Origin of the sequence: Sinomicrobium sp. (genome assembly GCA_029266035.1) — a bacterium.
Taxonomy (GTDB): domain Bacteria; phylum Bacteroidota; class Bacteroidia; order Flavobacteriales; family Flavobacteriaceae; genus Sinomicrobium.
Genome location: JAJUFH010000025.1, coordinates 34,401 through 44,562 on the forward strand (window position 1 = coordinate 34,401; position 10,162 = coordinate 44,562).

General features: G+C 43.2%; 7 protein-coding genes and 1 pseudogene. 3 read left to right on the forward strand and 5 right to left on the reverse strand.

Features of this window, described 5'->3' with window-relative positions:
- Positions 1-241 precede the first annotated feature (241 nt).
- Both ACYZZR_RS11065 and ACYZZR_RS11070 read right to left on the reverse strand, forming a co-directional pair.
- Complete coding sequence (locus ACYZZR_RS11065; protein WP_461534069.1) at positions 242-3,202, reverse strand: DNA polymerase III subunit alpha; 2,961 nt, start codon at positions 3,200-3,202, stop codon at positions 242-244.
- Complete coding sequence (locus ACYZZR_RS11070; RefSeq protein WP_461534070.1) at positions 3,202-4,416, reverse strand: DNA polymerase Y family protein; 1,215 nt, start codon at positions 4,414-4,416, stop codon at positions 3,202-3,204. Before ACYZZR_RS11070 ends, ACYZZR_RS11065 begins: the two co-directional genes overlap by 1 nt.
- Before the next feature lie 99 nt (positions 4,417-4,515).
- Here ACYZZR_RS11070 and ACYZZR_RS11075 point away from each other — a divergent pair, with 99 nt between their 5' ends.
- A complete protein-coding gene (locus ACYZZR_RS11075; protein WP_461534071.1) occupies positions 4,516-5,274 on the forward strand; it encodes an XRE family transcriptional regulator in 759 nt (252 codons plus the stop codon).
- Positions 5,275-5,290: 16 nt separating this feature from the next.
- Here the strand turns inward: ACYZZR_RS11075 and ACYZZR_RS11080 are convergent, their stop codons facing one another.
- Positions 5,291-6,019, reverse strand: coding sequence for a YoaK family protein (locus ACYZZR_RS11080; RefSeq protein WP_461534072.1), 729 nt, complete (start codon positions 6,017-6,019; stop codon positions 5,291-5,293).
- 103 nt (positions 6,020-6,122) lie between these two features.
- Complete coding sequence (locus tag ACYZZR_RS11085) at positions 6,123-7,325, reverse strand: MFS transporter (protein ID WP_461534073.1); 1,203 nt, start codon at positions 7,323-7,325, stop codon at positions 6,123-6,125.
- 265 nt (positions 7,326-7,590) lie between these two features.
- On the opposite strand from ACYZZR_RS11085, the gene ACYZZR_RS11090 reads away from it, so the two are divergent.
- Together ACYZZR_RS11090 and ACYZZR_RS11095 are read left to right on the forward strand one after the other, a co-directional pair.
- Positions 7,591-7,782, forward strand: a complete 192-nt coding sequence (locus tag ACYZZR_RS11090) for a cold-shock protein (protein ID WP_461534074.1) — start codon at positions 7,591-7,593, stop codon at positions 7,780-7,782.
- Between the two features lie 87 nt (positions 7,783-7,869).
- Positions 7,870-9,999 carry a M3 family metallopeptidase gene (locus ACYZZR_RS11095; protein WP_461534075.1) on the forward strand — a complete coding sequence of 710 codons (2,130 nt, stop codon included), beginning with the start codon at positions 7,870-7,872 and terminating at the stop codon, positions 9,997-9,999.
- A gap of 30 nt (positions 10,000-10,029) precedes the next feature.
- Here the strand turns inward: ACYZZR_RS11095 and ACYZZR_RS11100 are convergent.
- Positions 10,030-10,162: pseudogene (locus tag ACYZZR_RS11100) on the reverse strand (IS1595 family transposase); the annotation flags it as partial.

Consider the following 10,162-nt stretch of genomic DNA (forward strand, 5'->3'; position numbering starts at 1 on the left):
GTTTCAACAATCAAAAAATATTTATTCTTTTTTGCGAAAAAAGCGTTTAAAAATTAAGTTATACTCAATTTAAAAAGAATAATATTAAGGAGGTGTCAGAAAATTATACATTTTTAACACTTCAAGGCCTTTAGTACTACTGCGGACGAAAGTAGTGTTAAGAAGATATGGCTGTGTTAATTGAGTAATAAGATATGGTTAATTCACAGCATTGTATTTATCATATATCATTAAGTGATTTTTATTGCTCCGCACTCGGGTTTACCCTATACACTTCTTTCTGCATCTTTACGATCTCGATGCTGTAGAAGCCAAATTCGTCGACCACCTTGCCGTACATTCGGTAAATTCCCTTGCCTTTAAATTTATTCTTTCGGGCAACGGGAGGGAATATCACTACATCGAATACTTCTCCGTATTGATCGATAAAGGTTCCGAAAAACATTTCCTCCCCCTTATGGGTACGGGTTTTCTTCACAGCGACAAGATATCCGTAAATATCGATATACTTCCCTTCATTGTACTCGAGATCGTGGGCTCCCTTACGGCTCTTTGGAGGTTCTTTCAACAATTCAAAAGGGCTACACAGCGTAAATCCTAAAAGTTCTATCTGATCGAAAGCTGCTTCCAATCTGGTGGTCTGCAACGACGGAAGAACAAAGTCTTTCTGCTGGGGAGCAAACATGCGGTACTGATTTTTATCTTCGGGAATTACCTCCCTTCTCAGATGAGCGAGCCACAACAGTTCATACTTGTCAATACCCGTAAACCGAAAGGCTCCTATTCGTATGAGAATACTCAGTTGTTCCGTACTGATGTCCACGCGCTCTACAAAATCGGTCAATGAGGTAAATTCTCCATTCCGATCGCGTTCTTCTACGAGTTTATACCCCACCTTGTCTTCCAGATCTTTCAAATAACCAAGCCCTAAGTAAATATCCTTTCCTATTATTCTATTCTCCATACGGCTGCGGTTTATACAGGGAAGGCGAACACGTGCACCCAGCATCTTTGCCTCGTGAATATAGATCTCCGGACGGTAAAATCCGCCTCCGTTATTGAGTACAGCCACCATAAATTCCAAAGGGTAATAGGCTCTTAAAAACAGGCTCTGATAACTCTCTACGGCATAAGAAGCGGAATGTCCTTTGGCAAAGGCATAACCGGCAAAACTCTCTATCTGTTTCCACACCTCAAAGATCGTCTTATCGTCGTATCCCCTACTCCTACAATTGCCGATAAAGCGGTCTTCCACCTCTTTAAATTCATCCCTCGAGCGGAATTTTCCGCTCATTCCGCGTCTCAAAACATCCGCCTCGGCCAGTGTCAGTCCGGCAAAGTGGTGAGCCACCTTGATCACATCTTCCTGATACACCATAACTCCGTAAGTCTCAGGCATAATTTTGAGCAATATGGGATGTGCTTGTTTCACGCGTTCCGGGTCTTGATGTCTGAGGATGTACTCACGCATCATCCCGCTTTTTGCCACTCCCGGACGTATGATAGAACTGGCCGCTACCAACCCCAGGTAATTGTCTACTTTCAACTTTTTGAGCAGCATTCTCATCGCCGGAGATTCTACATAAAAACAGCCCATACACTGTGCGCTTTCGAGCATGGTTTTGATCTTTGGATCTTGTTTAAAACGGTTGATATCGTGTATGTCTGGTATCGTCTCTCCTGGGCGGTTATACCGGATAATCTCTATCGTTTCTCGTATTTTACCCAATCCGCGCTGCCCCAGAATATCAAACTTATACAGTCCTATATCTTCCGCTATATGCATATCAAATTGTACAGTAGGATAGTTTTTGGGAGGTAAAAAGGTAGCCGAAAAAGTGTGTAACGAATGTTCACTGATAATTATTCCGCTCGAATGCACGCTGAGGTAACTGGGCATTCCTTCTATAAGTTTTCCGTATTTCAACACCAAACGCGACGGCTCATCGAGTTCGTACAGCTGAAAGTTTCCCTCGCTCAATCGGTCGATATCTTCCTTAGGCAACCCGAACACCTTACCCAATTTGCGTACTACGCCTTTGTAGTTAAAAGTCACATAAGCTCCCATCAGCGCCACATGGGGAAATCTTTCAAAAATATAACGGGTTACATCATCTCGGTCGCGCCAGGAGAAATCGATATCAAAATCCGGAGGGCTACTTCGAAACAGATTGATAAAACGCTCAAAATACAAATCCAGTTCAAGCGGATCTACATCGGTAATTCCGAGCAAGTAAGCCACTATACTATTGGCGCCACTCCCTCTACCTACATGAAAATAACCTTGTTTTCGGGCGTATTCCACTATGTCGTAATTGATTAGAAAATAGGAGACAAAGTCTTTCTTCTTTATCAGTTCCAGTTCTTTTTGCATCCGCTCTATCGCCATCTGTCGTTGTTCAGGGTAGCGATAGCCTATCCCCTCTATACACAGTTTTTCCAACAGCTGTTCATCTTCTTCTCTACTCCCGGTATAGGTCTGCTGATTATTCCCTTGTTTTCCCTCCGAAAAATCGAAAGAGACCTGACAGACGTCCATCAATCGGACTGTGTTTTCCAATATGCGAGGATACTGTTCAAAAGCCCTGTACAGATTTTCCGGAGGATACATTTTTTCGTCTTCCGGGGCTATTTCCTCAGGCGGCAGTTTACTCAACAGGGTATTGCAATCTATAGCTCGCAACAGTCGATGGGCATTGTAGTCTCTCTTATTGCGGAAACTTACCGTTTGCAATACCACCAATTTCTCCTGCATACTGCCAAATACAGTGAAGGGAAGCCTTCTAAGATCACTGACCGATACTCCTATATATTCGTTTTCTTTCAGAGTAGTAAATCCGTTCTCCTCAGCTTTTTGCAAAGGATAGATCACAAAAGCTCCCGGGAGTTCTGGAGCTCGAGAAGAGATGTCGCAACGGTGGTATAAATATTCGGAAAGCAAGGTATTGATAGCTGTATACCCTGCATTGTTCCTCGCCAGGGCTACAAACTGCTGTTCTATACCCTTGCGAAAATCTACTCCTACTATCGGACTTATTCCAGCTTCTTCCGCCTTTCGGATAAAATTGAGACAGGCCGAGGTGTTGTTAATATCGGTAAGCGCCAGTCTGGACACGTGATTTTCCCTAGCGAGATCCAGGAGCTCTGTCTCAGAAAAGGTTCCGAAACGCAAACTGTAATAGGTGTGACAATTCAGATACATTATTGTTTTCTATGTGCTAAAATGATTGGTGGTTGTCCGTTAAAAGGGTTGGTCATTCGCCCTATGGTTTTCACGCCCATGGCCGAAGCCCGGGTAATACTGCGGTCGCCATACCGCAGGCGGATCTTGTCCATCGCCTCGTAAAGACGAATGGTTTCTTCGGTGTCTTCAAAAAGGTTGATCTGATAATTTCCGTGTACCAGATGGCTGAACTTGACTCCTATTAACCGTATCAACATCCTCCGGTTATACAACTGAGAGAACAAATCCATCACTTTCGGAATAAGGATATGATCGGCACTGGTATAGGGTATTTTCAACTGTTTTGAATACGTCTGAAAATCGGAATAGCGAATCTTTACGCTTACACAGGCCGTCAGCTTATCACCCCGACGCAGTTGAAATGCGAGATTTTCTGCCATAGCTGCGAGTAGCGAACGAAGTCTTTGCACATCTATAGTATCTCGGTCGAAAGTGCGTTCGGTAGAAATGGATTTGCGTTCAGAAAAGGGAATTACCGGACTCCTATCTATACCATTGGCACGATCGCGAATGGTGAGCCCGTTACGTCCCAGCACGCGGTACAACACCTCTCCCGGCATTTCCTGCAGATTACTCATATATCTGAGTCCCAGATTTCTCAGGGTGATATAGGTCTTATCCCCTATCATGGGTAGTTTTCGGATAGACAAAGGGGCGAGAAAGCCCTTCTCCATCCCGGGGTCTATCAACCGCTGATTGTTGGGTTTGGCCTCATTGGTAGCCACCTTAGAAACCACCTTGTTTACAGAAAGCCCAAATGAGATGGGTAAACCGGTTTCGCGAATTATCTTCTGACGGAGTTCGGAGGCGTATCTATACGTTCCAAAAAAGCGATCCATACCCGAGAGGTCGGCGTAAAACTCGTCTACACTCGACTTCTCGAAAAGAGGCACATTTTCTCTGATAATATCAGTCACCATCTCTGAATACCGGGTATAGGTAGAGGCATCTCCCTTTATCACGGTCGCCTCACTACACAATTGCCGAGCCATTTTCATAGGCATTCCACTGTGTATACCACAGACTCGTGCCTCATAGCTACAAGCTGCAACCACGCCGCGATCGCTAATTCCCCCTACCAGTACGGGGCGGTCGTTTAGCCTGCTGTCCAACAATCGCTCTACAGATACGAAAAAGGTATCCAGATCCAGATGTAAAATGCTGCGGTTCACTTTTCGGGATTTTTTCCAAAAATATGGAATTTTTCCATAAAAAATAGAATTGTTTCCTTTTTGTTGGAAAAATTCCATATTAAAAGTTACATTTGCTTTATGGCCAAAAACTTAAATACAGAAGCAAAGCGTTTTAAACTCCTCCGTCAGGAACTGGGGTTCACTCAACAGGCTTTTGCCGAAGAGCTGGGCATCAAAGGTTCTGTGGCTGATATCGAAAGGGGAAAGTCCAGAATATCCGGAGAAGTTGTAGCCACATTGTTCGAACGTTACCGCATCAACCCACTGTGGCTTTTCGGAAAGAGTGAAGAAAAACACCTACAGTCAGAAGAAGTTCAGATTATGCCTAAAGTGGTAACACTCAATACTTCGGAGCACGAAAATATAGTTCTGGTAAACGCCAAGGTCTCTGCCGGCTACGCTCATAATCTACAGGATCCCGAATGGTATGATACCCTTCCGGCCTTTAGCCTTCCCCTTCCGGAATACCGGAATGCCACCTATCGCGGGTTTCAAGTGGAGGGAAACAGCATGTATCCCGTATTGCATTCGGGAGAATGGGTTATCGCTCAGGCAGAGGAAAAACTGTCAGACCTACGCCCCGAAGAGATTTATGTAGTTGTACTCCAAGACTCTTTAGTGGTAAAAAAAATTGTGCGCCAGCAAAATCGTATACAACTGGTCTCTGTAAATCCAGAATACCCAACCATAGAAACTCGACCAGAAGACATCCGCGAAATATGGCGGGTGGTCAGTAAAATATCAGGAGTGCTGGAGCCTGCCCCAAACCTCCAACTGGATCACTGGGCGCAGGAAATAAAAAATGAACTAAAGGAAATACGAGAGCATTTGAAGTAATCCCTCAACTGCCGTATTAATTAGAAGTGATTTTTCTCCTTATAAGATAAAATCGCAACAGTACGGCATCGTAAAAAATAGCAGCAATCAGTCCGCTACAAGCCAACAGAAGCACCTTTAGGTCGAGGTAATTATAGCCTACTCCCCCCATAATCCCTCCTACAAAGAAACAACATATAATAGTCAGCTTGAGATATACCCCCCGTTTAAGCCAGTACAATTGGTTCTTATCTCGGTAAAAAAGTAACTGTGACAATTCGATTCCCAGGTCGGTAAATAATCCGGTGAGGTGTGTTGTTCGTACTACAGATTGTGATATTTTAGTAACCAGAGCATTCTGCAATCCCATTGCAAAAAGCAACGAACAGGCCATCGCGCCCGAGATATAAGGTGCATCATTTCCTACACCGATTATAGCAACCGCTAGCAATATCACAAATTCTATACACACAGGTATCAGGTATGAAAGTTTTTCCCGAGTATGCGTCAGTATTTCGTTGAGCCAGCCCGAGACAAAGGCTCCCAAAAGAAAAAAGAAAATGAAGAGCAGGTACAGTAACATCCAATGATAATCGCGGTCTACAAAAGCCTTGGAAAAATAGGCAAAATGCCCCGTTACATTGGTCGTTAGCGTTTCCAATGACAATATGCCGGCTATATTGACCACTCCGGCTACAAAACTCAGCATGGAAGCCAGCCTCAAGTTGTGAACAAAAGCTCTCTTCCTTCCTTTATGCCTAAACATATCTATATAGAAATTGGAAAGGGCAAAGGTACTGAAAGCAAGAATACTAACGGCTATACTTTCAATTTTAATTATCTGAGGAAGCCTCGCATAGTACTGTTAACTATTCCCACGACAACTTCTTCTTCGATATAACTCGCAAATAATTGATTATCAAAAGCATGGATATACTGAGTATAATATAACTGAGCGCCAGTAATGACTGAGTTTCAATATGTATAATACTTACTATGACAAAACTGACCACCGAAGTCACGAGATAACTCGCCCCACTGGTAAGTCCGTTAGCAACCCCGGCGTATTGAGGAAATCTCGTTATACAATAGGTGAAATACACCGTGTAGATGAATCCGGAGGAAGTGTGTAGCAACAGTACAAACAACATCAGCGTATACACAGTAGAGTAATACTGTCCGAAACCGTACATCAGTATTCCCAAAATCAATATCGCTGTGCTCCCTCCTATCAATTTCCTTACAAACGACCAGTGGCTCAACGCCCTTCCTATGAGGCCTCCAAACATCAATCCCACCCCTGAAAAAAGAGCACAGTAACCAGTAACTACAGCCGACAGGTGAAAATGGTGCTCTACGATAAAGGGGGTAGACATGGCAAATACCATAGCCATGCTATAAGCCAGTCCGAGTACTACCAGACCTATACTGAAATCGGGAGCTCGGAGTACATTTTTATAAGATTCTACAATAGTGTTTTTATTAAACGCTTTAAAATCTTTCAGGGCTTCCCCTGAGAAAACTGCTTCCATAACCAGCATAATCAGTGCGTATATGCCCAACAGGTAAAAATTGGCATCCCAGCCGAATAATTTCTGGAGGTAGCCCCCTATAAAAGGCGCTGATATAGGGGCCATAGACCATATTACCGTAAGCCAGGAAGTGTAGTGTTTCAGTTTCTCTCCGCTGTATATATCTACGAGAAAAGAACGCTTGCTCACCACAATTAGCGCCGTGCTTATCCCCTGCACAATCCTCATGGCATATAACAGATATATATCGGGAAACCACACAATGGCAAAACTGCTCAAGGCAAATACCACCAAGGCTCCCAAGGTGAGATTATACCTCCCAAAACTGTCTACCACGCTCCCTGCAAAGAGCAGTGCAAAACCGTAGCTCACCAAAAAGTAAGTAAGCGTGAGCTGTATTGCCCCCGCTCCAACACCGAGAGCCTCTTGCATCTCCGGAAATGACGGCAAATAAATATCGGTAACCAGTCCCGAAAGCGGAATCAGTAAAAATGTAGATATGGTACTGATTCGCTCGTTCTTACTGTTGTAACTTTTCATAGACAATCTTCTAATCAAGGGGTAAAATTATACAGAAGAAAAGAGAAAACCGCTATTAAATCAAAATAAAATAGCCTGGGAAAAAGCGCTTAAAAATAAGCGTAGAAGACAAATATTCGGGTCGGTAACGGATATAAGGGCGTTTTTCCTGTTTTTTAAAATAGTGCTTTAGAATATCTTTTTTAGAATTGTCAAAAATAAATCGCATAAAAAAAACTGAAAACCAAATAATTACATTATCTTCGCCAATAATTTTTTATTTAAGATGAACAAAGGAACAGTAAAATTTTTTAATGACGCCAAAGGATATGGTTTCATTACACCAGCCGACGGCGGAGAAGATGTATTTGTACACGCATCAGGATTGAGAAACAACATTCGCGAGAACGACGAAGTCACTTACGAAGTTGAACAAGGCAAAAAAGGTCTTAACGCAGTAAATGTAACAGCAATTTAAGTTGCTTTTATCATATTATTGTCAGCCACCCTCTCTCGGGTGGCTTTTTTTTTGTGTAAATTTGAAGTCACTTAACAAATTTACACAATGAGAGGAAAACACCTTACACTGTTATCTGTTGTTTTAGTACTTTCGCTGTCTGGATGTGAAGAGAAAGACAAGGCCAAAAAAACACAGGAACACACCGCAGAAATCATGCAAAACAACCCGCTATTACAAGAGAGTAAACTGCCCTATGGCGCTCCTGATTTTTCGAAAATCAAGAACGAAGATTTCAAACCGGCACTGGAATATGCCCTTCAGTCGGAAACAGAAGCCATACAACTCATTGCCAACAACCCAGAACCTCCTACTTTTGAGAATACACTCGTAGCTATGGAAAAGGCACACATACTCGTAAACCGGGTAAACAGTGTGTTTAACGCCCTGACTAGTGCACATACCAACGATGTACTCAAAAAACTGGACGCTGAAATGTCGGCGCGATTTGCCGAACATCGAGACAATATTACCCTTGACGAAAAACTCTTTGATCGCATACAAACACTATACGACCAAAGAAATGAGCTGAATTTGGATGCAGAAGATCTAAAGCTGCTCGAAATTCGCTATCAGAAATTTGTAAAAGCCGGTGCCAAATTGTCGGCTGACGACAAGGCCAAACTCAAGGAAATTAACTCCCGCCTCGCCTCATTAGAAAACGAGTTCGGACAGGTGCTATTGGAAGCCAATAACGCCTCGGCATTGACAGTTACAGATACACTACTCTTGGACGGACTCTCTTTCGGGGAAATCAATGCATTAAAAGTAGACGGTAAGGATGAGTGGAGAATTCCACTGCTCAATACCACACAGCAACCGTTGACACAAAGCCTTAGCAATCGGAAAATCAGAGAAGAGTTGTTTAGCCGCAGCTGGAATAGAACAAACGGAGCAGAACACTCGACTACAGCCATCATACAGGAAATTGTAAAATTGCGTATCGAAAAGGCTAAACTGCTCGGATTTTCCACCTACGCAGCATGGAATCTACAAGACACCATGGTAGAAACTCCTGAAACGGTAGAGGATTTCTTTGCACAATTAGTTCCGGCCACCGTAGCTGCTGCAAAAGAAGAAGCTATAGAAATCCAAAAAATAATAGACGAAGAAGAAAATCCGTTTACACTCGAACCCTGGGATTGGAATTTTTATGCTGAAAAAGTACGCAAAGCCAAGTACGACTTGGATGAAAATCAGATAAAACCCTATTTCGAATTAAAAACCGTGCTGGAAAAAGGAGTCTTTTACGCCGCTTCCAAACTGTATGGCATCACCTTCGAAGAGCGCAAAGACATACCCGTATATCATCCCGAAGTACTAGTTTACGAATTAAAAGAAGAAGACGGCACGCCACTCGGACTCTTCTACGGCGATTATTTTGCCCGCGAAAGCAAACGCGGTGGAGCCTGGATGAGCAACTTCAGAGATCAGTCAAAATTAATGGATCAGAAACCGGTAATTTACAATGTGTGTAATTATACCAAACCCGCTCCCGGCGAACCGGCACTCATCACTTTTGACGATGCCATGACGCTCTTCCACGAATTCGGCCATGCCCTGCACGGATTTTTCGCAAACCAGAAATACGCTTTTATCTCCGGGACCTCAGTGGCTAGAGATTTTGTGGAATATCCGTCACAAGCCAATGAACACTGGGCACTGGTACCTGAAGTACTAAAAAACTACGCCGTTCATTTCGAAACCGGGGAGCCTATGCCGCAGGAACTTATCGACAAGATCAAAAAGGCAAGTACCTTCAATCAGGGATTTGCCTTTGGTGAAGTCATCGCAGCGGCCAAACTGGATTTTAATTTCCACACCTTAAATGAAGTCGAGGAAAACATGGATGTCAATGCCTTTGAAAAATCTTCACTCGAAGCAGATCATCTCTGGATGAAAAACGTTCCGCCCAGATACCGTGCTACCTTTTTCAACCACGTTTTCGGAGGAGGATATGCCTCTGGCTATTACGCCTATCTGTGGACCGAAATGCTGGCACTCGATACCGGAAAATGGTTTGACGAAAACGGAGGACTCACCCGTGAGAACGGGCAACGTTACCGAGATATGATACTCTCTCGAGGAAATACTCTCGAATACAAAGAAGCCTACAAAGCCTTTAGAGGAAGTGATCCGAAAGTCGATGCCATACTAGAATCTAAGGGACTGAAGTAAACGAGCCCCCTCAATAACAGATTAATTGAGTTATGTATTTAAGTTCTGTGTAATTTGATATTGATATATGGGTTGATGTTTTACCATCCTTTCAATAGCTTTATGAAAAATGGTCTGTTTGGATTGTGAACGATTTAACCTAAAAGCAAACTCGTTGAGGTAC

Bases quoted from the DNA above. Each gene is read 5' to 3' on its own strand.
- ACYZZR_RS11080 (WP_461534072.1), bottom strand. From the start codon at position 6,019: ATGTTTAGGCATAAAGGAAGGAAGAGAGCTTTTGTTCACAACTTGAGG.
- ACYZZR_RS11090 (WP_461534074.1), top strand. From the start codon at position 7,591: ATGAACAAAGGAACAGTAAAATTTTTTAATGACGCCAAAGGATATGGT.
- ACYZZR_RS11075 (WP_461534071.1), top strand. From the start codon at position 4,516: ATGGCCAAAAACTTAAATACAGAAGCAAAGCGTTTTAAACTCCTCCGT.
- ACYZZR_RS11065 (WP_461534069.1), bottom strand. From the start codon at position 3,202: ATGTATCTGAATTGTCACACCTATTACAGTTTGCGTTTCGGAACCTTT.
- ACYZZR_RS11085 (WP_461534073.1), bottom strand. From the start codon at position 7,325: ATGAAAAGTTACAACAGTAAGAACGAGCGAATCAGTACCATATCTACA.
- ACYZZR_RS11095 (WP_461534075.1), top strand. From the start codon at position 7,870: ATGAGAGGAAAACACCTTACACTGTTATCTGTTGTTTTAGTACTTTCG.